Below are 22,149 nucleotides of genomic sequence, written 5' to 3'. Positions count from 1 at the left end.
CGTCCCGTCCCCGCTACAGCGCGGGCGCGGTGCGGGCCGCCGCGACCGCCCCTGTCTCATCCGGCAGGCTGCGGCTCCGGTTCCGGCCGGCGTGCATCGCGGACCAGTCTTTCATACACCCGCCATCCCTCGAAATGGTAAACGAGCCCATAATCGCGGGCACCGTTGCGGAAGAGTCGCGGAAACGCCTGGTTGATGCGATCGCGCACCACGATGTCGGCCGCCGGGTCGCGGACCGCGACGAAACGCGTCTGCAGCCGGGCCGCCAGGAGATCGAGTTCGAAGCGCGTCGAGCCCGGCACGACAAGGCCGGCACCGGTGCCGCGCAGCGCCACCAGCTCGGGATAGGCATTGGCGTCGACGAGGATCTCCGACCGGGAGGCGAGGAAGCCGGCGAGCTGCCCCAGCGGGGTCGGCGCGGCCTCGGACCGCCCGAGTGCGGCATCGCGCCACGCGGCGGTGTCGGCGGTCGGATTGTCGGCCAGCCAGAAGACGCTGCCGACGAGGCCGGCGGCGAGAAACAGGCTGGTGCGCATCATGCGCCGGCTGTTGCCCGAGGCAAAGATGGTGAAGGCGGCGGCAAGCCCGAGGACCGGCGCCAGCGCCACCGTCGGATCGAAGCGGGCGCCCAGGAGGCCCGACAGGGCAAATCCGAGGATCGGCAGGCTCAAAAGCGCGATCATCGGCACGAACAGCGCCGGATTGCGGCCGGCCCGCACGGTGGCGAAGATCAGGACCGGGGCGCACACCACCAGACCGCCGATCATGCGCAGGGCCGCCTGGCCCGGTGTCTGCGGCAGCGCATAGACGTCGAAGGGCGCGGCCAGCGTGCCGAGAAACGCCCAGGGCGCGTCGGCGAAGACCTGTCCGACATAGGCGAAAGCGAGGAAAGCGAAGCCGAGCGGGAAGAGCAGCGACAGATAGAGGCTGCCCGGCGTGCGCTCGATGAGATGCGGTGCGGAGGCCAGCGCCAGGAGCGGCAGGGCGGCCAGCGCGAGCGCGATGCCATAGGGGTGCGAGAAGGCCATCAGCGCCAGCGCGAAGGCCAGCGTCATCACGTTCGAGGCGGTCCCGTCCGCCCGCAGGCCGATGAAGCCGGCGGCGAACATGAAGACGGAGGTCACGAGCAGCACCAGGCCCGGCCCGTCGGCCAGTGCCCGCAGGAACAGCGGGTTGGCGACCAGAAGCAGGGTGATGATCGCGGTGGTTGCTCGCCCGATGCCGGCGCTGCCGAGGCTCGACGCGACGACGACCGCGAACAGGCCACCGGCCAGCGCGGCGGCCGTCAGGGCCGGCAGTTGCGACGGATCGCCGACGAGCGCGGTGCCCAGCGACAGGAGATAGGGCAGCGGCGGATAGGCCGTGGCGACCGCGCCGAAGCTGTCGCGCCCCTCGGCGGCGAGGATCGCCTGCCCCGAGGAGGCCAGCACGCCGGACGAGACATAGCCATGGGCGGCGGTCCACAGCAGCGCGGCGAGGCAGACCAGGAAGAAGACGGCCCAGATGGCGAGGAGGCGCAGGGCGGCGATCATGCCGCCACCGCCGTCGCCGCTTCGGGCTTCTCCCCGTCGGCGCTCTTGGCCTGTTCCAGCTCGTTGGCGGTGAACTTGGAAATGCCGTGCTGGGTCTTCTCCCAGTAGAACGGATTGACGATGAGCTGCCACAATCCCTTGTAGGCGGCGATCGAGGTCAGCACCCAGTACCAGACGACGGTGATGCCGTAGGGCGCGAGTTCGAGCCAGCCGCGGCGGAAGGGCGCGATCATCGTCAGGTAGATGAACAGGCCATTGCCGGCGAGGAGGTTCAGCAGGGCGAAATACAGGATCGTCTGCGGAAACAGCGCGTCGAAGCCGGTGGTCTCGGTCAGGAGCCAGCCGGCGAAGATCAGCCAGAAGATCGGGTTGAGCAGCCCCGACAACATGGTGCCGCCGATGAAGAAGACGAAGCCCGCCACGCCGAGCGGGCCAATGCTGCGGACGAGATGCAGCGGCCGGCGGGTGTGGACGAGGAAGGTCTGCATGTAGCCCTTGATCCAGCGCGAACGCTGCCGGATCCAGTTGCCGGTGTTGCAGTTGGCTTCCTCGAAGGTGGTGGAATCGATCACCCGGACCCGGTAGCCCTTCTGGGTCATGCGGATGCCGAGATCGGCGTCCTCGGTGACGTTGAACGGGTCCCAGGCGTGCAGTTCGCGCAGGACATCGATCTTGAAATGGTTCGAGGTGCCGCCGAGCGGGATCGGCACACCCAGACGCTCCAGGCCCGGCAGCATCAGGTCGAACCACAGCGCGTAGTCCAGCGTGAACATGCGCGTCAGCCAGTTTTCCTGCGCATTGTAGTAGTTCAGGCGGCACTGGATGCAGGCGGTGTTCGGCTCGCTCCGGCGGAAGGCGGCGACGACCTTGCGCAGCTGGTCCGGCTCCGGCTTGTCCTCGGCGTCGAAGATGACCAGGAGATCGCCGCGCGCGAATTTCAGCGCGTAATTGCAGGCCTTCGGCTTGGTCTGCGGCATCGAGGCGGGCACCCGGACGATCTCGAAGATGCCCTCCAGCCCCAGGGCCTTGGCCGCATCGATCGTCTCGTCGTCGGTCTCCTCCAGGACGATCTTGATGTCGAGCTTGGCCAGCGGATAGTCGAGATTGCGCAGGGCGTGGGCCAGGATCGGCAGCACTTCGGGCTCCCGGAACATCGGCACCAGGATCGTGTAGACCGGCAGGTCGGCCTCGCGCAGCAGCCGCGCGTCGACCTCGATGGTGCGGCGGCGCCGGGACTGGCCGAAGCCGCCATACCAGACGAGACCGGCCTTGAAGGCGAAATTGCCGAGATAGAACAGCGTCACGAGACAGTTGATGGCGATCAGCGTGCCGAGCGGAGCGAGATAGAAGCCGACGACCAGCAGCGTGAACAGGCCATAGGCGCCGACGATCTGATTGGTCGTGATGACCCGCTGGGCCGACATTTCCGGGTCGATCTCGGCGAGCTCGTAGACCGCCTGGTGGGACAGCTCCTCACGGAACACACGCTGCAGCGACCAGACGATGTCGAATTTCGACGTGACGACGAGGTCGAAGGCCGGTCCGAACTTGCGGCGCAGGAAGAGAATGACCTCCGGACCCGGCCGGGCCGTCGCGATCTGCAGCCGGCCGTTCACGCGGCGCCACGGCAGAACGAGGTTGCGAGCGCAGTCGTCATGGTCGGCCGGATCGAGCAGCGCATCGTCCGGCGGCTCGTCGATCAGGTTCACGAAGGGCAGATCGAAATGCTCGGCGACGGTCCGGTAGAGTTCGAGCGGCCGCGCCCAGGTGCGCGTCAACAGAACGTCGATCAGGCTGACATTCCAGGCTTCGGCGCGGGTGCGCGTCTCGTCCAGCTGGGCCAGCGTGATGAGCCGCTTCTGGACGAGACGGTTGCCGATCGCGACGTCGGTTGCGCTCAACGCCATCGCGGTCAGCCGGCCCGGCGACGCCGGTAGATGCGCGACAGGAGGGTGACGAAGACAAGCGTGCCGACGATCCAGAGCGCGCCGATGATCCACGGCCAGTATTGCCGCGCCAGATCCGTCAGCGAGAGGCGATCGGGATAGGTGACCTGAACCAGCTGGTCGCGCGTGGTCGAGAAGGCGAAGGCCAGGCCGGCCTCGTCGACGAGGGCGACGTCACCCCTGTCGAGGGCGACCGGCACGATCGGCGCGGCCGCGTCGCCGGACGCCGCATCGGCGTCGGGCCGGATCCAGAGGCCGGTGACATCGCCGGCCCGCACGATCTGCACGATGGTGTAGTCGTCGAGCCCGCCGATATCGAGCAGCGGATCGCCACCGGCATCGGTCAGCCGGACGCGCCCCTCGTCGAAGCGGACGGGGCTGTCGATCCCCTCCGGCAGCGCGTCCGCCACGAGGATGAACGGCGCCTGCGGCGCTTCACCGACCGGGCCGTAGCGCAGATCGAAGGGCGTCTCCGCCGAGATCAAGCCGGCGACCAGCGAGGCGGCGGCCGCTCCTTGGGACGAGCCGGCGGCGGCCTCGGGCATGAAGACCGTGACGCCGGAGCCGAAGGCCGAGGTTGCCTCGAAGAACTCCGCCGCCGGCCGGCCGAGCGCGGTCGTCTCGATGCTGCTCGTCGGCAGAAGCTGCACGGGAAATCCCTGCGGCGGGTTGGCGCAATCGCCGGTATCGGGCTGGCGCTGGGCCAAAACCCGCAATGCGTTCTCGCGGCCGGCGAGCCCGGCGGGAATCGATGCCGACAGGGTCACCGGATTGCCGCCCGGCGAGGTGGTGCTGGCCAGGAGGTAGTTGTTGAGGAAGGCGGCGATGGTGACGTTCGAGCCGCGGGTGTCGGTCGCCACCGCCAGATCGAGATGGAGCCGGGACGGGCGCATGCCGGCGGGCAATTGCGAACCGAGGAAGGCGGCGTCGAAGACGACCTGATCGACCAGGCTGGCGCTGGTGAGCGGGATGCCCAGATCGGCAAAGCTGGTCGCCGAAGCCGCGTCCTCGCCATCGTTTGCCGCCGCGACCGAAAGGGACGATCCGAGCGCCAGGGCCTGCCAGCGCGACGAGAGCAGCTCGGCGGCGGCCTGGGGACGATCGCCGCTGACCAGCAAGCCGGGCGCGTTGCCGAGCGACAGGACGGAGAGACCGCCTGCGCCGGCGAGCGCGGGGCCGGCATCGGCCGGCGGTTCGAAGCCGAGCGCAATCGTGCCGGTCGTCCACTGCGCGTCACCGGAGCCGTTCGCCCCCGCCGGATCGGCCGCGCGGTCGAAGGTGACACGGGCGTTGCGGGCGACGAGCGCCGCGTTGATGCGGATCAGCGCCGCCATCTCGGCTTCGCGCAGGTCGCGTTCGGGCATGCGAATGACGACGTCGTCCGGCATCATCGCAAGGACGCGGTCGATGGTGTCGAGCGCGGCCGGATTGAGCACCACCTCCAGCGCCGAACCGGGCAGGACCGACAGGAAGTCGCCGGCGACGCGCTGGTCGACGCAGCGATCCTCGGTGATCGCCCCGCTATAGCGCAGGGTCACCTTGACGAAGCCGTTCTCGATGCTCGCCGGATCGATGGCCTTCTCGACGGTGAAGCTCTCGTCCTCGTTGCCGAGCCCACGCGCGAAGACGATCTGGTCGCCGACCAGCACCTGCATGCTGCGCCGGCTGGCAAACGCACTCTGCGAGCGCAGCGACAGGCGCAGGACCATGTCCTGTGCGGCCTCCGCCACGACGGGGAAGAACAGTTCGCGCTCGCCGTTCAGCCCGGAGAATTGCAAACCCTCGTCGAAGCCGAGTTCGCCGAGGCCGATGACGCGTCGCACGCCCGCTGCGCGCGTTGCCGCGTCGTTCGTGGAGGCCGCGGTCCCGCTCGGCGCCGTCGCCGGTGCGCCCTGCACGGCCTGCCCGTTCTGGTCCGGCTGCCCCGCCGGTGCGGTCTGGGCCAGTGCGGTTCCGGAAGCGGCCGCACAAGCCATGACCGAGATCGCGACTGCGACCGTCTTGCGGGCAAGCATCATGAATATGTCTCGTTCTGTTCGTCCCGAAGCGTGCGAAGGTTTTCGAGGCCGTCCTCGACCTGTCGCTTCTCGTCGTCCGTCAGGCTGCGGTTTGTTTCGGCGGCCGGGGCGATCACCGCTTCAAGCCGCCGCGCCTGGGCGCCGATCTGCGGAAAGCCGAGGGTCGGCGCGTTGCCGGCCATGGCGTGAAGCGCCATGCGCAGGGAGACCACGGCCGCGGGGTCGGCGGTCGCCGTCGCCAGGGTCGTCTCGATCTCGGTCATCTGCCCCGGAAAGCGGGCATGGAACCGCTGGCCAAGCGCGAATATCCTGCTGCGGAAGTCATCCGTCCCCATGTCGCAGTATAACCTCGCCTTTCGATCACAAATATCGTGTGAACTCTTGGCTAATCCAGCCACGATGCGGCCCGTTGCTGGCATCACCGCAGAATTCGCGCGAATCCCTGCAGCGTCCGTCAGCACGTTTTCGGAGCTATCGGATATGGCGGGATCGGCAAGTCCGTAAATCTGGGGATTGACTTGTGCCGGCTGCGCACCGGTCGCATCCACCGCAAACCGGCGTGTGACGTGAACGAAAACGTGATGCCGGAATGCCTCACGATCCGGATCGCGATGGACCGTTTTCGCCTTCGGGTGTACCCTTGCGGCATGAGCGGCGGCGACGGGCCGGCAGGCGCTCAGGCCCGGCCGTTTCGCTTCATTCGACCACTTCTGAAAGGAGCTGGACGATGACGGCCGCACCAAGCATCCCGCATTCCGCAGAGACAATCGGCCCGGACATCCGCCGGATCGGCGCGGCCGATCTCGTCGCCTGCCTGAAGGCCGGCATCGCCGATTTCACGGCCCGGCCGACCCATTACGCCTTCCTGTGCCTGGTCTATCCGCTGATGGGCCTGGCGATCGGCGTCTGGGCGGCGGATCAGGACGTCCTGCCGCTGATCTTCCCGCTGGTCGCAGGGTTTGCCCTCATCGGCCCGGTGGCGGCGATCCCGCTCTACGAGATCAGCCGGCGGCGCGAGCGCGGGCTCGACGCAAGCTGGTCGGACGCCTTCGAGGTGCTGCGTTCGCCGGCACTGCCATCGATCCTCGGCCTGGCCAGCCTGCTGCTGCTGATCTTCGCGGCGTGGCTCTATGCGGCCCAGGCGATCTATATCTGGCTCTATGGCAGCCTGTTCGTGACGACGTCCTACGGCGCGTTTCTCGGCGAGCTGCTCACCACCACGCGCGGCTGGACGCTGATCGGCGTCGGCAATCTGGTCGGCCTCGGCTTCGCGCTCGTGACGCTGGCCATCACCGTCGTCTCGTTTCCTCTGCTGCTCGACCGCCATGGCGGCGTCGCCGAAGCGATGGCGACCTCCGTGCGGGTGATGCTGCACAATCCCGGCACGGTGCTTCTGTGGGGCCTGATGGTGGCGGGACTGGTCTTCGCCGGCTCGCTGCCGCTGCTGATCGGCCTGCCAATCGTGCTGCCGGTGCTGGGCCACGCCAGCTGGCACCTCTATCGCCGCGCGGTGGCGCCGGCCGACGACTGATCGCGCCGGGCAGCGGACAACGCGCGGCGGCGTTACGAAGCCGCCGCGACGGCCGTTTCGGTGATGACAGCCGAATCGCATCCGGCACCGGAGAAGGCGAAGACCTCCATGTCCTCGCCGACGCCGCGCAGCGGGAAGGTGCCGAGGCTTTCGAGGGCCGAACTGCAGCTCGCCCGCTCGGCGAAGGCCCGCGACAGGAGCACCGGCCGCTGCACCGTCTTGGTCAGGTTTTCCAAGCGCGCGGCGGCGTTGACCGCCGGGCCGATGACGGTGAAGTCCAGACGGTTGCGCGAGCCGATATTGCCGTACATCACGTCGCCGACATGGATGCCGACGCCATAGCGCAACGGCTCGCGGCCGGCCGCGACATGGCCGGCATTGAGGACATCCATCGCCTGCTGCGCTTCGGCCAGCGCCTTCAAAAGGTCGTCGCAGGCGGTCGGCCGGTCGAGGGGGAAGATCGCCAGCAGGCCGTCGCCGATGAATTTCAGGATCTCGCCGCCATGGCGCTCGACCGGCTCGCAGATCGCGTCGAAATAGCCGTTCAGGAGCTCGATCACGTCGTCGCGCGGCCACAGCTCGGAGATCCGGGTGAAGTCGCGAAGGTCGCAGACCATGATCGCGCCGGCGACCGTGGTGCCGCTGCCCCGGGTGATGGCGCCGGCGAGGATCTGGTCGCTGGCATGGGGGCCGACATAGGTTTCCAGGAGGGTGCGCGCGAGCCGGTTCTTCAGCCGGATCTCGCTGACCAGCGCAAAGGCCGGCAGCAAGTCGGCGAGGAAGGCGAGATCGGCGTCGGAGAAACCCTCCGGCGCATCACTGGCAAAGGACACGACATGGCGCCGGCCGAACGTGTGCTCCAGCGGCCAGGCGACATAGTCGGTCATGCCCTCGGCGCGAAGCTCGCCGAACAGGGAGTATTCGTCGGCGGCGGCCGGCTCGCGGGCAAGGCGCAGGCGCACTTCGCTGGCGCCGCCATGCACTGCGGCGATCGGGCTTTCGAGATATTCCGCCGTTTCCAGCGCACCGTGCTGATAGGTCTGGATGTCGGCATCAGGCGTATTGCGGCGCCACAGGATGCGCGCGCCCAGCCATTGCGGATGGTGGATGCGGAAATGCACCGTGGCGCGGGCCACCGGCAGCCCGCCCGCCCGCAGGCGGTCGCAGAGCTGCTGGAAGATGTCGTCGATGAACCGCTCGTCCTGGGTCTCGCGCACCAGCCAGTCGAGAAGCCGCGTGCGATGGAGCGGCCAGGTCCCGGTGTCGCAGGAATCGACCCGGCCTGCAGAGCGAGTGGGCTCCATCGTCATGTCCTCGAATATCTGGCGCTGATCCCCTTGGAATGGGGATGCCGGCGCCGCGGCGCAAGAGTGACAGGACGCCGCCGCCGGCAGTGTTGCCGGCCGGCACCGGCGGCCTCAGTCGCGCAGGCCGCTTCACGGTGCGGCGGCTCGAGACCCTGAAATTCTGGGGCATGGATGCGGGACGCGGAGGCATTGCCGCGACCGCCGCCACTGCCGATGATGGCGGCGCAGCGCGAGACGGGAATGCGGTGAACGAACCGTCGCCCGCGCCGCGCACAGATTCTCCGGGCGCGGCAATCCTGCCGGCACACCGGAAACCGGGAGTGACAACGCGTGTCCGAATTTCGTCGCGGGGCCCTCCGCCTTGCCCTCTGCACCGTCGTGCTTGCCGGATCCTCCGTCTCCGCGCCGGCCGGCCAGACCCCGCCGACGGTGGCCGTGCCCGTTTCATCGGACACCCCGGTCCGCATGGCGGCCAACGGGGTGCGGGAGATGGCCGAGCGTCGCTGCGGATGGCTGGCCAATCCGACACCGGCGAATTTCTGGCTGACGGACGCCGACGGCACCTGGAGCCTCTCCGAACAGGGCCGCGATCTCGGCAACCGGTTCCATGACATCTCCTGGCCGGAATTCGCCGCCGACCAATGGGTCGAGACGAATGGCTCCTACGGCTATGGATGCGCCTGTTTCGACGGGGTCGTCGATCACCGCAGCGCCAACGTGGTGCGGATCGACCGGCTGCAGCCGCGCCCGCTGAACGCCTGCCTCGCCGATCCCGCCCTGCCCTCGATCAACTGACGATCCGGCACCGGCCCGCCGCCATGGCGGGTGCCGGTCCAGTGCAGCGACAGCAGGTCCCCTCTCGAACGGAGCGTTCCCATGCAGAAGAGAGTGTTCGCGGCGCTCGTCGGCGCCGCCCTTTGCGCGTCGCCGGCACTCGCCGACGAAGCCTGGGTCCTGCCCGGTGGCGGCGAGGTCACCTGGGACGACGATGTCAACGGCGTCGCGGTGCTCAGCTATCCCGTCGGCCGCTCGCGGGAACGGGTGCGCCTGTATGTTCCGGGGCTGTCTGCGGCGATCGACGATCGCGGCACATTCCACGGCTACTGGATCGGTCCCAGCGGCGATTCCGACTGCGCCGCAACCCTGACCGGCCCCGACGGGACCCGGTCGGCGGCTTTCGGCCAGGCCATCATTACCTTCGACCAGCCCAGCTTTCCGTCCGGATGGTCCGTGCTGATCGGCCAGTGCTTCGACCCGCCTTCGGATGAGATGCGGGCGGATGCGATCTACGGCAACCAGATCGTCGTGCCGCGCAACTGAGGCGATGCGCTCCGAGGATGGACGCACAGGCCAAAGAGCGGGATGGACAGGCATTCCGCAGGTGCGGCGCCCCGCCTAGACTTGCCTGATACCGGACACCGGCTTCGACTGTTCCGTGCCGCTCGGCGCGGCATTCATGTCCTGCCCCACCCGAACGAGGCGACGACCATGACCTCCACCATCCGCGGTATTCTCGTGGTCGCCGGCCTGGCGCTGGCGTCGCCCGCGGCCGCGCAAGGCATCGTCGACGAATTCTGCACGACGATCACCGAGAACGACAAGTCGGCCTCCGACGGCTTCCAGTTGACGGATGCGGCCTCGATCCTGCGTCAGGATCGGGCCAATTTCCACAAATTCGGCTATCGCGACCGCGGCGATCAGGATGACAGCACGTTCGGCTCGAGCAGTGCCCGGGCCCAGATTCCCGCCATGCTCGACAATGGCCAGACCGACCCGAGCGTTCTGCGGGCCATCGTCCGGGGAACGCCGCGCATCTGCGTCGAGGTCTATCCCGGCTACCTCTACGTCTACGTCAATTGAGGCGCAAGGCGCCGGCTGGTGGCGCCGGACGTCCACGTTTCGACAGGTCTCCAGCCGATGAAATTCGTCACGCTCTGCGCCGCGGCCATTCTCGCATCGACCTTCTATGCCAGCGGCCCCGCTGCCGCACAGGCGCTCGATCCGTGGTGCGAGCAGCAGGCCCGGCTGACCTGCGGCGACCGGGACGGCGTCCTGAGCATGACGGACTGCAGCAGCGAGCCGGATTTCTGGTCCGGCATTCCGAACGAATGCGTCGGCGACCTGCAGACCATGGTCGAGATGGAGCGTGAAGCCGGCGTCGGCGGCGGGTCGGCATCCCAGCCCGTCGGCACGATGCTCGGCTTTTCCTATGGCGGCGTCCTGCGCGAAGGGCCGGGGATGGATTTCCGCAGGATCACCTCGCTGCGGGACGGCGACGAGATCGAGATCCTGGAAGACACCGGGATCTGGTTCGACGGCTACAAATGGTTCCGGGTCGCCACGGCGCGCGGCACCGGTTTCCATTGGGGCGGCATCTTCTGTCACGACGGCGGCGTCAGCGTCGACGGCATCCTGTCGAGCTGCAATTGAACCGCGACATCCGGCGCGGCGCCATTCGAGCCGTCCGCCGATCATCGCCTACCTCGAGGAAATCCGCATGAACCGCCCCGTTCTGATTGCCGCCTGCGTCGGCTTCACGCTCCTCGTCGGCGCCACGTCGATCGTCCTGGCCGAGACGCTTCTCGCCACCAGCATCACGGCCATGGCGATCACCGGCGATGTCGAGATGGACGATTTCAGCATGGTCTTCGCCGACGGGACCCGTCTCGATTTCGATGAGCTGGTGGGCGACAGCTTCGTGGTGGACGGCGAAATCGTCAACGCCTCGGTCTATTCCGTCGCGGCGCCCATGGATCCGGTGCTGCTCAACGGGAACCGGCTCTGCGGCTCGGGACCGGTGACCTATGTCGCAAGCTGGGGCAGCGACAACGACGTCGCGGTGGCCGTCTTCGACACCCAGGACATTCCCGGCAGCGACGCCGACATGTGCGCCCTCTATTATTACACCTACCCCAACTAGGTTCGCCGGTGCCGTCCCTCGCCTCGCGCCGCCCGGCCCGACCCAATTGATGGGTCCGAATAATTCATCCGCGCGCCGGGCCCTCGCCCGGCCGTTGGCGCTGACGACGCTGGCGCTCTACAGCCTTTATCTGACCGGCGAGTTCCTGGTTGCCGGCGCCCTGACCATGGCGTCCGACATCGGCATCAGCGCGCTGATGCTGGCCGCCTGCATCGCGCCGGTCGCCGGCCTTGCCGGACTGGTCTTCGCAACATCCGGCCGGCTTCGCGGCGCTCTTCTCGTCCTTCTCCTGATCTGCGCGGCCGGTGGCGCCGCACTCGACGCCCATGCCCTGCATTTCGCGGCGCCGGACGGCCAGAACGCCATCGTCATCGCCATGGTGGCCGTCTGGCAATTCGTCGTCCTGATCCTCGCCGGCGCCGCGGCACTGGTCATTCGGCGCGTCACGCGTCGCCGGTCCGCCGCCGCGCGCTGAGCGTTCGGGCGGCCGGTCCCCGGCACCCCTCCACGTCCCGATCGGTGCAGGCCGGTCACCCCTTCGGCATTTCGCCTCTGAGCCATTGCGATTGAACGGATTTTCCCCTTAGACACGATTGGGGGACGTTGCATGAGGCGGGGAGTGACCGGTGTCGACGAGTGAGGATGGGCGCGCACGACCCGACGTTCCCGTCCTGCGGTTTTCCAGCGACGCCTTCGCCCTGAAAGACCGTTTCGAAGCCTATCGCGATCTCTATGCCGGCGGCACCGAGGTGATCCGTCTCGGCACCGGCTTTGCCGCGCAGTTCGAGGCGCGACCGCTGGGCGAGCTGGTCATCTTCGAGCGCTGGCTGAACGACGTCGCCCATGAACGGTCGGCGCAGCGGATCCGGCAGGACGGGTTCGAACATTTCGTCATGCAGCTCAACCTGTCCGGCGTGCTGGTCGTCGAGACCGCCGACGGGGCCGCGACCGTCAGGCCGGGCGAGATCATCATCCTGGATACCGGGCGGCCCTACGGCAATCGCTGCGGGAATGCCCATGTCCTGACCTTCTCGGTGGCGCGATACGTCGTCGAGCGCGCCTATCTGGGCGGACAGGATCTGCATGGCCGCATTCTGGGCGCCGAGCGCGGCGCGCTCCTGGCGGATTTCATGGCGTCGCTGACCCGCAATGCCCGCACGCTGACGGCCGACGCCGTCAACGGCATGGTCGGCATCTTCTCCGAGCTCCTGACGATCACGCTACGCCAGGACGACGGCACCGCCAGCGCCGAGGCGCGGGGCAAGCTGAAGCTCGCCCAGGAGCTGATCGAGGAGGGGCTGTCGCGGCACGATCTCGACCCGGCCGTGATCGCCGCGAAGGCCGGCATTTCCCGCTCGCGGCTCTACGAGATGTTCAAGCCCCATGGCGGTGTCGCGAGCTACATCCGGCGGCGCCGGGTGCATCGCTTTCGCGCGCTGCTCAGCCAACGGCGCGACATGCGCAGCATCGCCGAACTCGCCTTCGCCTGCGGTTTTGCCAGCGAAAGCCATGCCAGCCGGACTTTTCGCGAGGTCTTCGCCATGCCGCCCGGACAATTCCGGCGACGCCAGGGTGGCCCCGCCTCGCCGGCTGCGGTGATGGCGGTGCCGGGACGCGACGGCTTCGCGCCCTGGGTCAGTTCGCTCAACATGCGGGCGCAAGCCTCAACTTCATGAAGCCTGTCATGCGGGCGGGGCCGAACGCGGCGTGGAACCTGGCGCTCGCCCTGGCCATGGTGCATCTGGTCTCCTCGCTCGACCGGCATCTCCTCAGCCTCGTCCTCAGTCCGATCAAGACAGAGCTCGGACTAAGCGACACCCAGCTCGGGTTCCTGCACGGCACGGCCTATGTCCTGCTCTATGCCGCCGCGATCGTCCCGCTCGGCTATCTGGTCGACCGGTTCGACCGGCGCCGCATCATCCAGGCGGGCATCCTCGCCTGGACCGTGGGAACGGTCGCCTGCGCGCTGGCGCAATCCTATCCGCAACTGGTGCTGGCGCGCATGCTGGTGGGCCTCGGCCAGGCGGCGCTCGTGCCGGCCGCGACCAGCCTCCTCGCCGACAGCTTCGCCGGCCGCGGGATCGGCAAGCCGATCGCCGTCTTCACCTCCGCCGCGACGTTCGGCCGGGGACTGGCGCTCCTCGGCGGTGGCGTGGCGCTCGGCTGGATCGGCCTGTGGGGGCCGGGCAGTCCCCTGGCGAGCCTTGCGCCCTGGCGCACCCTGCTGCTCCTCTCGCTGATCCTCAACCTCGTCGCCTTCGCTTGGCTTTCGGCCATGGACGAAACACCGCGCAGCCAGGGCAACGCGCCCCGCCCGCCGGGCATGTTCGCCGCCGCCGCCGGCCGCTGGGGAACGTATCTGGCCTATCTCGGGGCCTCGGCGGCGGCGATCCTGCTGGTCCAGGTCACGGCGGCATGGGGCCCAACATTGCTGGTCAGGGGCTTCGACCTGACCCCGGCCGCCAGCGGTCTCCTGTTCGGCCCGATCGTGGTCGGCTTCGGCCCGGCGGGAAACGTCTTCGGGGGCTGGGCGATCGATGCGCTGACACGGCGGGGGGTGCGTGCCCCGTCGGCCTGGGCCGCAATCGTCGCCCTGCCCGCGGCGCTGTTCGCCGGCGCGGTCTTCTGCCTCTCGGCCGACCTCGTTGTCGCGCTCTGCGCCCTTGCGGCGATCACCTTCTGCCTCGGTTTCACGACGCCGGCGGGGCTCGTGGCGATCCAGCGGATGACGCCGCCGGGCCTGCGCGGCCGGGCCACGGGCCTCTTCGTCCTCATCGTCACAATGGTCTCGCTGGGCCTCGGGCCGCTGACCGTCGGATGGTTCAGCGACCATGTCTTTACCGGCCCCGCCGGCCTGCGCCAGGCGATCCTCGCCGTCCTCGCCCTCGGCGCTTTGCTCGGAACGCTCTCGGCGCTTCAGGCGGCCAGGCTCGAGCGGTTGGCAGGAATGGACCTGCCGGGCGATGCCGGCGCCGGTACCGGCGCGCCCAACAGCGGGCGAAAACTTCGCGCCTGAACCGTCCCGGCGAAAAGCCTCCTGTGGCGCAAACTCCTGTATCTAATGGCTAAATACCGGGGATTTCACGCCTATGGGATACGGTGGTCGTGGTGATGATGCTCCCGGCTGAAGGCCTTCATTGACGTAAGTGTTCCTTACATGTCTATCTCAACCGGGCGGTGCAGTGCTCCCGCCCCAGTTGCGGGCCGCTCCATGTGCGGCGACCGGACCGACATCTCAAAACAATAAGGTGGAACGTCCATGGGTATGGGGCATATCGAGGTCGAGCTGCTGATCCACGAACACGCGCACAAGCCGATCACCGGCGAAGTGCTGGCGGTCGGGCGACAACATATTTCACCAAGCCCGGACGAGATTCTCGCGATGATGGCGCGGCACGGCGTGACGCCCGTGCGCACCGATTTCGAACCCGACACGTTGAACACGCATCATGGCGAGGGCGAGCATCCGATCCTCGACGCCTCGCTGTTCCGGGCGATGGGCAATGACAAGTACTTCGTCGCGGACATCAGCCCGTATGAAGGCGCCGACTACATCTTCGACGTCTGCGGCGAGGTGCCGGAAGAGCTGATCGGCCGGTTCGACTTCATCATCGACGGCGGCTCGCTCGACAACGTCTTCGATCCCCTGTCGATGGTCCGCAACATGACGAAGATGCTGCGCCCGGGCGGCCGGATGTTCATCTTCGCCTGGTCGAACGGTTTCCCGTCGGCCTATGTGAAGATCACGCCCGACTGGATCATGGATTATTGCCTGGTGAACGAGTTCACCGACGCCAAGGTCTATGCGTCGCGCTGCGACATGCCCTTCGACGATCCGAAGCTCGGGCAGAGCGTCGATCTCTTCCACTACCATCCCTATATCGACACGCCGAACGGGCCGGTGGCGGAAGCAGCCTATGTGCGCGTTCCGGGCTACGGATCGACCTATTGCATCGCCGAAAAGGGCGAAGACACGACGCATCACCGCATGGCCGTGCAGAAGCATTATCGCGGACAGGACGTGGAGCCGTATCTGACGTCGGCGAAGCGTTTCCATGAATCGACCCAACCGGCATTCTCACTGCCGGGCGCCGAGGTCCCGGACATGCCGCCGATCAGCGATCAGATCACGGTCCGGCCGGTGGCGCGGTTCGGCACGCCCAGCACGATCAGCCTGCCGGACGCCATCTTCAGGAGGCTCGACCAGATCGGGACCGATACCCGGCTTGCCCGGCTCGAGGCCCGGCTTCAGGCGGCCGAGGCGGGGCAGCGCGTGGGAGAGCTGTCGAACCGAATGTATTACGAGATCCAGGGCGTTGCGACCCAGCAATATGCACTCGAAATGCAGGTCGCGACGGTCTCGGACCGCACGTACAGCGAGTTTCAGAAACTCTCGCGCCAGCTTTACGAATATTCGGTGCAGCCTGCGACGCAGCCTTCGATTCCGGGGGTGCCGGGGCGTTTCCTGTCACGGGCACGCAGGGCGTTACTCCTGCTGGCCGGCCGGTAGATCGCGGCAGCCGGTTTCGAGCCTCTTTCGTTCGGCGCTGGCGGCAAAGGATAGCAGGGGCGCCCACGAACCCGTTGACTTCCAGCGGGATCAGCCTCGCCGGCCGCGCAGCCTTTGCGCGAGAAAAATCTGTCGTGCGAAACCCTGGAGATCGACCGCCGGCGATGGCTGCGGGCCGTAGAGGTGACGGTCCAGGCGCGCGAAGGCCGTCCGGGCGTCGGCGGGCAGTTCGCCGCGCGATCCCGACAGGCCGGCGGCAGCAGTCCGGGCAGCCCGGGCATCGTTGCGGGCGGCGGCCCGGCGTAGCGCCACGGCGTTGCGATCCGGCAGGAACCGGCGCAGGCGGCGGCCGATCTCGGCGGGCGAGACCAGGCGCCGGCCCGGCAGCGCCAGGAGCAAGACGAGGAAACAGCTTCCGAGCCCCGCCAGAAGCGGTGCATTGCGGGCGAGAAAGCCGGACCAGCCGCTGGCCTCGGGCTCCTCGGCGATCGCGGCGAAGGCGATGCGCTGGGATTTCAGCACCGCGTCGCGCATTTCCCGTGTCGTGGTATCGAACCAGGGAATGTGGAAGGCCTCCAGCCGGCCCGGCTGCGAGGAGACCGGCCGCATGCGCCATTGCCAGACGACGGTGGACACCGGCCCGTTTTCGGTCAGCTCGACGCTGCGCCGTTCGGGCGCGATGAAGGAGATCAGCCAGGGCGCGATCATCCGGGGCGGCGGCGGCAGCGAGCCGGGCGGCACCCCTTCGGCGACGATCGTCACGGTGCGCGTCGCGGTCTCGCCATTGGCCAGCATCGCCGGGTCCATGTCCCATTCGTCGCTGTAGCTCAGCGAGCGGGCCGGCAGCCACCAGCCGCCCTCGGTTGCCGGGCGCGGGACGGCGGTGATGGTAACGGGCTCGGAGACGACATTGTGGACGAAGCGCTCGCCATTGTTGGCGACCAGCGTCAGCCGGTGGGTGAAGGCGCCGACGGTCAGGTCGCCGCCGCGTTCGGGAAAGATCGCCAGCCGCCGCTCGAAGACGGTCAGCTGGCGGCCGTCGATGCGCTGGGTCGTCCAGCTGTCGCGGCCAAGCTGCATCCAGGAAAAATTGCGCAGATCCGGCTGGACCAGCGTCTCCAGCGCGATGGTCACGTCGTAGAGGCCGCGAATGGTGACCAGCACCATCTCGTCCTCATAGGGGTCTGCGGGCATCGCATCGACCACCACGGCCAGCCGCGCGTCGCGCGCCGGCACCTGCGGCGCCGCTCCGGCGGGGCCAGCCGCGGCAAAGAGGAGCAGCGACAGCGTGAGAAGAAGCCGTCCTACCATGCAGTGTCCTCCGGCGGGTTGGCCAGGCCGAGATCCTGCCGGCGCTGATGCTCGGCGCGCAGCCGCAGTTTCAGGAAGGCGCCGGGATCGTCGGGCAGCGTCGCCAGCCAATCCTCGCTGGCAACGACGCCTTGGCCGGTGCGCGGCCGCACGACGGAGCGCTGCTCGGCCAGGGTAAGCGCCTTGGGCACGTCGCGCTTGGTCGGCTGGGCGGCGGCGTCCTCGACCTCGATATTGGCGGCGATGCCGTCGATGTCGTTGGATTCACCGACCACCGGGTCGATGCGGGCGGCAACCAGGGCGCGATTGAAGCGGGCGTCGGCATCGGACGGATCGGCGAACAGCACGGCGTCGAAATAGGCGACGGCCTCCGCGTAGCGGCCGAGCGCGGCAAGCCCGACGCCGCGATTGTAGGTGGCCTCGGAGCCGGCCGCGCGAAACGCCAGATCAGCCTCTTCATAGCGACCCGCACGGTAGAGCGCGACGCCGCGCACCGCCGGCTCGGTGGTCAGGCTGGCGGCCCATCCCGGCAGACCGGTGGAAAGCGCCAGCCGGCCGAATGCGGCGGGGCCGGCGGCGAGCGCTGCGGCCGTGGCCACGACAAGCGCGAGGAATGGCAGGACCCAGCGCCGCATCACACGCTCCTGCGGAACAGGGCGAGCGCCGGAAACAGCGCCAGCACGAGGAGATAGCGGCCATAATCGGTGTAGTGCAGCACCGCGTAGTCGCCTTCCGCCAGCGCATCGGAGCGGCGCCGGCCGATCCCCTCCGCAACGGCGAGCGGCGCGGTGGCATCGGCGAAGAAGCCCTCGCCGGCGGCGGCAAGACGCTCCAGCCCCGCCGGATCGGGCGGGGGCATGTCGCCGGGCCGCACGCTCGGCGCGACATGGATCGCCGAGACGAAGGCGCCGGCGGCACGCAAGGCCGCGACTTCATCGAAGGCGGCGGGGCCCAGCCCCTCCCCGTCAGTGACCAGCACGACGTCGGCGCGCAGGATCTGCGCTTCCGCCAGCGTGCGGCGGGCCAGCGCCAGCGCCCGGTCGCTGCGGCTGCCGGGGTCGGGCACCGTCTCGCCGTCGAGGACGGCGACGATAGAGCCGAGCGCCGCCGGATCGGTGGTGAAGGCCGTCGCCACATAGGCTTCGCCGGCATAGACGATGAGGCTGACCGGCCGCGTTCCGGCCCGCTGCAGGACAAGCTGGGCGGCGGCTTCGGCGTCGTCGAGGCTGCCGCCCTCGGCGATGGAGCGCGACAGGTCCATGGCCACGACGATGCCGTCGAGATTGCGGAAGGTCGGCGCGCCGCTGTCGCGCTGGGCGGGGCCGACAAGGGCCAGCGCCACCAGGCCGGCGACGGCGATCGGCAAAAAGGCGTGGCGGGCGCTGCCCGGCACCAGCCGGCCCAGCCGCAACAGCGCCGCCATCAGGGCGGGGTCGACGGCGCGCTCCCAGCCGGCCAGCCCGCGCGACCGGCGGGCGAAGACGACGCCGGCCACGAGGGTCAGCGCCAGGACCGCCAGCCACCAGGGCCGCAGCAGCAGAAGATCGCCCGGCAGGCTCATGCGCCGCGCCTCCATCCGATGACGAGGCCGAGCGCGCAGAGGAAGCCGAAGCCGGCCGGCCATATCCAGTAGGAACTGTAGATTTCGGCCGCCGGCCGCTCGAAGGCGCTGGTCTCCAGCGAATCGATGGCGCGCGCCACCTGCCGCAGATCGTCGGTGGTGCGGACGCGGAAGGTCTCGCCGCCGCTGGTTTCGGCGATGGCTCTGAGGGTCGCCGTATCGACGGCGTCGCGGGATTTGGGGTCGCTCTCCAGATCCGCCGGCCCGAGCGCGATGGTGTGGACGCGGATGCCGAGCCGTTCGGCCAGCGACCCGGCATCGCGCGGCTGGACGGCGCCGGCATTGTTGACGCCGTCGGAGAGGAGAACGACGACGCGCGAGCGTGCATCGGAGCGGGCGAGCCGTTTCAGGGCGAGGCCCAGCCCGTCGCTGATCGCGGTGGACCGGCCGGAAATGCCGATCGTCGCCTGGTCGATGAGGTGGCCCACCGCCTCGACGTCGAAGGTCAGCGGCGCGGCGAAATAAGCGGTCTCGGCGAAGATCACCAGCCCGACACGGTCGCCGGCCCGGGCGCGCACGAAGTCGCGGGCCACCGCCTTCACGGCGTCGAGCCTCGAGACGGTCTTGCCGTCGAGGACGAAATCCTCCTGCTCCATGCTGCCCGACAGGTCGATGGCGAGGACGAGGTCGCGGCCGCTCGCCGGCAGAGCCTCGACGGCTTCGAGTTGCTGCGGTCCGGCCAGCGCCACGACCAGCGCGATCCAGGTGAGCGCCGGCAGAAGCTGGCGAACGCGGGCGCGCATGCCGTCCGCCGCCCCGGTGGCCAAGCGCACCGCGATGGAGCCGGGCACGACCAGCGCGCCGGTCGCGGCCTGGCGCGGCGGCAGGAGAAGCAGTGCGGCGAGTGGCAGCGGCAAGAGAAGCAGCGCGTAGGGGGTGGCGAAGCTCCACATGGTCATGCCCTCGCCCGCAAGCGCCGGCGGCCGCGGGCCATCGTCAGGATCGCCGCGTCGATGGCGTCGAGATCGGGCGTGGTGCCCGGCCGGTAGAGGGAGGCACCGATGTCTTCGCGCAGGATTGCGCCGGAATCGGGCCTGGTGCCTTGCCTCACCGGCCCGGCGTCGCGGCGCAGCCGGTCGATCAGCGCCGCCTGCCGGAACAGGCGATCCTCGGCCGGTAAAAGGCGCGCGGCAGCGATCTCGCGCCGGGCCATGGTCAGCGCGGTGTCGAGGCGGCGGGTGACGAGATGCAGCAGCGCCAGGAGCAGAAGCCCGGCGAGGATGCCGAGCGCCGCGGCAGCCAGCACTTCGGACCCGTCGAAGGCGGCGAAATCGGCGGGCAGCCGCACCGGACGCAGCCGGGCGACGAGATCAGGATCGGTCGACATCGTCGCGCTCCAAGGCCTCGGCCATCCTGTCGTATTCGGCATCAGCCGCCACGATGCGCACCTCCGCGCCGAGACGTTCCAGCCGTTCGCGGCGCGGGTCGGGCCTCGCGGCGGTGGCGGCGCCGGACACGAAGGCCCAGCGCAGGCCCGTCAGCCCGGCCGGCGCATCGCCGGACAGGAACGGATAGGCACCGCGCGGCGGGGCCTCCTCGAAAGCATCGCGCACCAGGATCGTGACGATCCGCGCCCGGCGGCGCAGGGCCAGCGCCAGACCGTCGAAATCCGTGCCCGGCACGTCGAGGCCGGTGGCGAGGAACAGCGTGCCGCCCCGCGGCACCAGACGGCCGGCGGGTTCCAGCAGCCGGTCGAGCGGCGCGTCGTCGAGATGGCCCGCGGCGGCGCGTTCCAGCGCGATGGCATGGGCGCGGGCGAGGCCGCCGGCAATCGCGGCCATGCCCTTCTCGCGGGCCTGCGGCGCGACATAAGCCGGCTCACCGAGGCCGAGGGCAAGCAGTCCGACCCGGCCGCCCGCCTGCACGACGCGCCATCCGGCCAGCATCAGCGCGTCGGCGGCCGCGACCGAGCGCAGGCGCCGGCGGGTGCCCCAGAGCATGGCCGGGCGGAAATCGGCGACCAGCAGCGCCGTCTTCTCGCGTTCGTCGCGGAAGGTGCGCACATGCGGCCGGCCGGTACGGGCCGTCGTCGCCGCGTCGAGATGGCGGCTGTCGTCGCCCTCCGAGAAGGGTCGCACGTCGACGATCTCCAGCCCGTTGCCGCGGCGCTTGCCGGCAAAGCCGCCGGGCCGGCCGGTCGGGGCCAGCCGCTGCTCGGGGATGTGCCGAACGTAATGGCGCAGCCGGAACAGCGCGTCGGCATCGACGGCGATGCCGGCCTGGTCCGCCGGCGGGACGATGCGGCTCATCAGAGCGGCTGGACGAGGTCGACGAGCCGGGCGACGAGGCTGCGCGCCGTGACGCCGTCGGCCGCGGCCCGCCAGGTCGGCACGATGCGGTGGGCGAGAATGTCCGGGGCGAGCTCGCTCACATCCTCCGGCACGGCGTAGTCGCGGCCACGCAGATAGGCGCGGGCCTTGGCCGATGCCGCCAGGGCCAGCGTGCCGCGCGGCGACACCGGATGCTCGATCGCCCTGCGGATGTCGGGGGCCGGCTGGTCCTCGCGCGTCGCCATGACGAGGCGCACGATGTAGTCCTTCAGCGCCGGCGCCAGATGCACCTTCGCTGCGGCCTGCCGGGCGGCGACGATCGCCGCGCTGGTCACCGGATGCGGCATCGCCGCCTCGGTGCCGCTCGCCTCGCGCTCGACGAGGTCGAGGATGGCAAGCTCGGAGCGCGCGTCGGGCATGTCGACGAGGACATGCATCAGGAAGCGGTCGAGCTGGGCCTCGGGCAGCGGGAACGTGCCCTCGTGCTCGATCGAGTTCTGGGTGGCGACCACCATGAAGGGATCGGGCAGCGCATAGGTCGTACCGCCTGCCGTCACCTGCCCTTCGGCCATCGCCTCGAGCAGGGCCGACTGCACCTTGGGCGGGGCGCGGTTGATCTCGTCGACGAGAACGAGGGAGTGGAACACCGGGCCCTGGACGAATTCGAAGACGCCCTTTTCGGGGCGGAAGACCTGGGTGCCGGTCAGGTCGGCCGGCATCAGGTCGGGCGTGCACTGGATGCGCGAGAAGGAGGATTCCAGCCCGTCGGCCAGCCGCTTGACGGCGCGGGTCTTGGCAAGGCCGGGGGCGCCCTCGATGAGGAGATGGCCGCCGGTCAGGAGCCCGATCATCAGGCGTTCGACAAGGGGCCGGTGGCCGATCAGGCCGGTCTCGACGGCCCGCTGCAGGGCCGAAAGGGCATGGGCGTCGCCGCCATCCGGCCCGTCGTTCGACAGAGCGGGTTCGGCGTCGCGCGAGACCGCGGTTGCATCCTGCATGGCACTCATATCCCGATAGATTCACGTCGGCGCCACGGGCCGGTGCCACTCCACCCGGACGCCGGCACTATGTCGGATGCATCGGGTCTTGGGTAGGGCATCACGCCCGGCCGCACACAGGCAATTTGCCCGATCGGCGGCGCCCCCCTTGCGGCGGGGCTCCGGCTTGGGCCTGATCGTCGGAT

The 22,149-nt window shown here is 69.2% G+C and carries 22 protein-coding genes; 10 read left to right on the top strand and 12 right to left on the bottom strand.

The annotated features are described in order from the left end of the window. Positions 1–56: 56 nt before the first annotated feature. From N7I30_RS17630 to N7I30_RS17615, 4 genes are read right to left on the bottom strand one after another with little or no spacing between them, the layout of a single operon-like run. On the bottom strand, positions 57–1,532 hold the full coding sequence (locus tag N7I30_RS17630) for a hypothetical protein (RefSeq protein WP_498640555.1): 1,476 nt from the start codon (positions 1,530–1,532) through the stop codon (positions 57–59). Continuing rightward, a complete protein-coding gene (locus N7I30_RS17625) occupies positions 1,529–3,439 on the bottom strand; it encodes a glycosyltransferase family 2 protein (protein ID WP_498640553.1) in 1,911 nt (636 codons plus the stop codon). Before N7I30_RS17625 ends, N7I30_RS17630 begins: the two co-directional genes overlap by 4 nt. A gap of 5 nt (positions 3,440–3,444) precedes the next feature. Further along, positions 3,445–5,496: a hypothetical protein gene (locus tag N7I30_RS17620; protein ID WP_498640551.1), complete on the bottom strand. Its 2,052-nt coding sequence runs from the start codon at positions 5,494–5,496 to the stop codon at positions 3,445–3,447. Next, positions 5,493–6,236, bottom strand: coding sequence for an Hpt domain-containing protein (locus N7I30_RS17615; RefSeq protein ID WP_498640616.1), 744 nt, complete (start codon positions 6,234–6,236; stop codon positions 5,493–5,495). Before N7I30_RS17615 ends, N7I30_RS17620 begins: the two co-directional genes overlap by 4 nt. Between N7I30_RS17615 and N7I30_RS17610 the strand changes: the two genes are divergently transcribed. Beyond that, on the top strand, positions 6,224–7,027 hold the full coding sequence (locus N7I30_RS17610) for a DUF2189 domain-containing protein (protein WP_498640549.1): 804 nt from the start codon (positions 6,224–6,226) through the stop codon (positions 7,025–7,027). The genes N7I30_RS17615 and N7I30_RS17610 overlap by 13 nt on opposite strands. A gap of 32 nt (positions 7,028–7,059) precedes the next feature. Here N7I30_RS17610 and N7I30_RS17605 read toward each other — a convergent pair whose 3' ends face one another. Further along, on the bottom strand, positions 7,060–8,337 hold the full coding sequence (locus N7I30_RS17605) for an adenylate/guanylate cyclase domain-containing protein (protein WP_188075380.1): 1,278 nt from the start codon (positions 8,335–8,337) through the stop codon (positions 7,060–7,062). Between the two features lie 327 nt (positions 8,338–8,664). Here N7I30_RS17605 and N7I30_RS17600 point away from each other — a divergent pair, with 327 nt between their 5' ends. The 9 genes from N7I30_RS17600 to N7I30_RS17560 all read left to right on the top strand — a co-directional run bounded on the left by N7I30_RS17600 (position 8,665) and on the right by N7I30_RS17560 (position 15,764). Then, positions 8,665–9,129 carry a DUF4087 domain-containing protein gene (locus N7I30_RS17600; RefSeq protein ID WP_498640546.1) on the top strand — a complete coding sequence of 155 codons (465 nt, stop codon included), beginning with the start codon at positions 8,665–8,667 and terminating at the stop codon, positions 9,127–9,129. Positions 9,130–9,222: 93 nt separating this feature from the next. Beyond that, the gene (locus N7I30_RS17595; protein ID WP_498640544.1) at positions 9,223–9,654 is read left to right on the top strand and encodes a hypothetical protein; all 432 of its coding nucleotides are present in this window, start codon (positions 9,223–9,225) and stop codon (positions 9,652–9,654) included. A gap of 168 nt (positions 9,655–9,822) precedes the next feature. Continuing rightward, positions 9,823–10,194, top strand: coding sequence for a hypothetical protein (locus tag N7I30_RS17590; protein WP_188075382.1), 372 nt, complete (start codon positions 9,823–9,825; stop codon positions 10,192–10,194). Positions 10,195–10,251: 57 nt separating this feature from the next. Continuing rightward, on the top strand, positions 10,252–10,764 hold the full coding sequence (locus N7I30_RS17585) for a hypothetical protein (RefSeq protein ID WP_498640542.1): 513 nt from the start codon (positions 10,252–10,254) through the stop codon (positions 10,762–10,764). A 67-nt stretch (positions 10,765–10,831) separates the two neighbouring features. Beyond that, positions 10,832–11,254: a hypothetical protein gene (locus N7I30_RS17580; RefSeq protein WP_498640540.1), complete on the top strand. Its 423-nt coding sequence runs from the start codon at positions 10,832–10,834 to the stop codon at positions 11,252–11,254. A gap of 49 nt (positions 11,255–11,303) precedes the next feature. Beyond that, positions 11,304–11,729 (top strand): hypothetical protein, encoded by a 426-nt coding sequence (locus tag N7I30_RS17575; protein WP_498640538.1) that lies wholly within the window; start codon positions 11,304–11,306, stop codon positions 11,727–11,729. 151 nt (positions 11,730–11,880) lie between these two features. Continuing rightward, positions 11,881–12,930 carry a helix-turn-helix domain-containing protein gene (locus N7I30_RS17570; RefSeq protein WP_498640536.1) on the top strand — a complete coding sequence of 350 codons (1,050 nt, stop codon included), beginning with the start codon at positions 11,881–11,883 and terminating at the stop codon, positions 12,928–12,930. Then, positions 12,927–14,270: an MFS transporter gene (locus N7I30_RS17565; RefSeq protein ID WP_498640534.1), complete on the top strand. Its 1,344-nt coding sequence runs from the start codon at positions 12,927–12,929 to the stop codon at positions 14,268–14,270. The genes N7I30_RS17570 and N7I30_RS17565 overlap by 4 nt, the downstream gene beginning before the upstream one ends. A 243-nt stretch (positions 14,271–14,513) precedes the next feature. After that, positions 14,514–15,764, top strand: coding sequence for a class I SAM-dependent methyltransferase (locus N7I30_RS17560; protein ID WP_498640532.1), 1,251 nt, complete (start codon positions 14,514–14,516; stop codon positions 15,762–15,764). Between the two features lie 90 nt (positions 15,765–15,854). Here the strand turns inward: N7I30_RS17560 and N7I30_RS17555 are convergent, their stop codons facing one another. From N7I30_RS17555 to N7I30_RS17525, 7 genes are read right to left on the bottom strand one after another with little or no spacing between them, the layout of a single operon-like run. After that, the gene (locus N7I30_RS17555) at positions 15,855–17,075 is read right to left on the bottom strand and encodes a hypothetical protein (protein WP_498640530.1); all 1,221 of its coding nucleotides are present in this window, start codon (positions 17,073–17,075) and stop codon (positions 15,855–15,857) included. Then, positions 17,069–17,710: a tetratricopeptide repeat protein gene (locus tag N7I30_RS17550; RefSeq protein WP_498640529.1), complete on the bottom strand. Its 642-nt coding sequence runs from the start codon at positions 17,708–17,710 to the stop codon at positions 17,069–17,071. The genes N7I30_RS17555 and N7I30_RS17550 overlap by 7 nt, the downstream gene beginning before the upstream one ends. Beyond that, on the bottom strand, positions 17,710–18,636 hold the full coding sequence (locus N7I30_RS17545) for a vWA domain-containing protein (protein WP_498640527.1): 927 nt from the start codon (positions 18,634–18,636) through the stop codon (positions 17,710–17,712). The genes N7I30_RS17550 and N7I30_RS17545 overlap by 1 nt, the downstream gene beginning before the upstream one ends. After that, positions 18,633–19,595, bottom strand: a complete 963-nt coding sequence (locus tag N7I30_RS17540; RefSeq protein ID WP_498640524.1) for a VWA domain-containing protein — start codon at positions 19,593–19,595, stop codon at positions 18,633–18,635. The genes N7I30_RS17545 and N7I30_RS17540 overlap by 4 nt, the downstream gene beginning before the upstream one ends. Continuing rightward, a complete protein-coding gene (locus N7I30_RS17535; protein WP_498640522.1) occupies positions 19,592–20,023 on the bottom strand; it encodes a hypothetical protein in 432 nt (143 codons plus the stop codon). The genes N7I30_RS17540 and N7I30_RS17535 overlap by 4 nt, the downstream gene beginning before the upstream one ends. Further along, entirely contained in the window at positions 20,007–20,945 is a 939-nt protein-coding gene (locus N7I30_RS17530) for a DUF58 domain-containing protein (protein WP_498640520.1), read from the bottom strand. Before N7I30_RS17530 ends, N7I30_RS17535 begins: the two co-directional genes overlap by 17 nt. Continuing rightward, positions 20,945–21,964: an AAA family ATPase gene (locus tag N7I30_RS17525; RefSeq protein ID WP_498640518.1), complete on the bottom strand. Its 1,020-nt coding sequence runs from the start codon at positions 21,962–21,964 to the stop codon at positions 20,945–20,947. The genes N7I30_RS17530 and N7I30_RS17525 overlap by 1 nt, the downstream gene beginning before the upstream one ends. Positions 21,965–22,149: the final 185 nt, after the last annotated feature.

Origin of the sequence: Aurantimonas litoralis, from assembly GCF_026153195.1 — a bacterium.
Classification (GTDB): domain Bacteria; phylum Pseudomonadota; class Alphaproteobacteria; order Rhizobiales; family Rhizobiaceae; genus Aurantimonas; species Aurantimonas coralicida.
This window is presented reverse-complemented; position numbering and strand designations above follow the sequence as displayed.

Coding starts and splice junctions, on each gene's coding strand:
- N7I30_RS17630 (WP_498640555.1), bottom strand. CDS start 1,532: ATGATCGCCGCCCTGCGCCTCCTCGCCATCTGGGCCGTCTTCTTCCTG.
- N7I30_RS17625 (WP_498640553.1), bottom strand. CDS start 3,439: ATGGCGTTGAGCGCAACCGACGTCGCGATCGGCAACCGTCTCGTCCAG.
- N7I30_RS17620 (WP_498640551.1), bottom strand. CDS start 5,496: ATGATGCTTGCCCGCAAGACGGTCGCAGTCGCGATCTCGGTCATGGCT.
- N7I30_RS17610 (WP_498640549.1), top strand. CDS start 6,224: ATGACGGCCGCACCAAGCATCCCGCATTCCGCAGAGACAATCGGCCCG.
- N7I30_RS17605 (WP_188075380.1), bottom strand. CDS start 8,337: ATGACGATGGAGCCCACTCGCTCTGCAGGCCGGGTCGATTCCTGCGAC.
- N7I30_RS17590 (WP_188075382.1), top strand. CDS start 9,823: ATGACCTCCACCATCCGCGGTATTCTCGTGGTCGCCGGCCTGGCGCTG.
- N7I30_RS17585 (WP_498640542.1), top strand. CDS start 10,252: ATGAAATTCGTCACGCTCTGCGCCGCGGCCATTCTCGCATCGACCTTC.
- N7I30_RS17580 (WP_498640540.1), top strand. CDS start 10,832: ATGAACCGCCCCGTTCTGATTGCCGCCTGCGTCGGCTTCACGCTCCTC.
- N7I30_RS17575 (WP_498640538.1), top strand. CDS start 11,304: ATGGGTCCGAATAATTCATCCGCGCGCCGGGCCCTCGCCCGGCCGTTG.
- N7I30_RS17565 (WP_498640534.1), top strand. CDS start 12,927: ATGAAGCCTGTCATGCGGGCGGGGCCGAACGCGGCGTGGAACCTGGCG.
- N7I30_RS17560 (WP_498640532.1), top strand. CDS start 14,514: ATGGGTATGGGGCATATCGAGGTCGAGCTGCTGATCCACGAACACGCG.
- N7I30_RS17555 (WP_498640530.1), bottom strand. CDS start 17,075: ATGGTAGGACGGCTTCTTCTCACGCTGTCGCTGCTCCTCTTTGCCGCG.
- N7I30_RS17550 (WP_498640529.1), bottom strand. CDS start 17,710: ATGCGGCGCTGGGTCCTGCCATTCCTCGCGCTTGTCGTGGCCACGGCC.
- N7I30_RS17545 (WP_498640527.1), bottom strand. CDS start 18,636: ATGAGCCTGCCGGGCGATCTTCTGCTGCTGCGGCCCTGGTGGCTGGCG.
- N7I30_RS17540 (WP_498640524.1), bottom strand. CDS start 19,595: ATGACCATGTGGAGCTTCGCCACCCCCTACGCGCTGCTTCTCTTGCCG.
- N7I30_RS17535 (WP_498640522.1), bottom strand. CDS start 20,023: ATGTCGACCGATCCTGATCTCGTCGCCCGGCTGCGTCCGGTGCGGCTG.
- N7I30_RS17530 (WP_498640520.1), bottom strand. CDS start 20,945: ATGAGCCGCATCGTCCCGCCGGCGGACCAGGCCGGCATCGCCGTCGAT.
- N7I30_RS17525 (WP_498640518.1), bottom strand. CDS start 21,964: ATGCAGGATGCAACCGCGGTCTCGCGCGACGCCGAACCCGCTCTGTCG.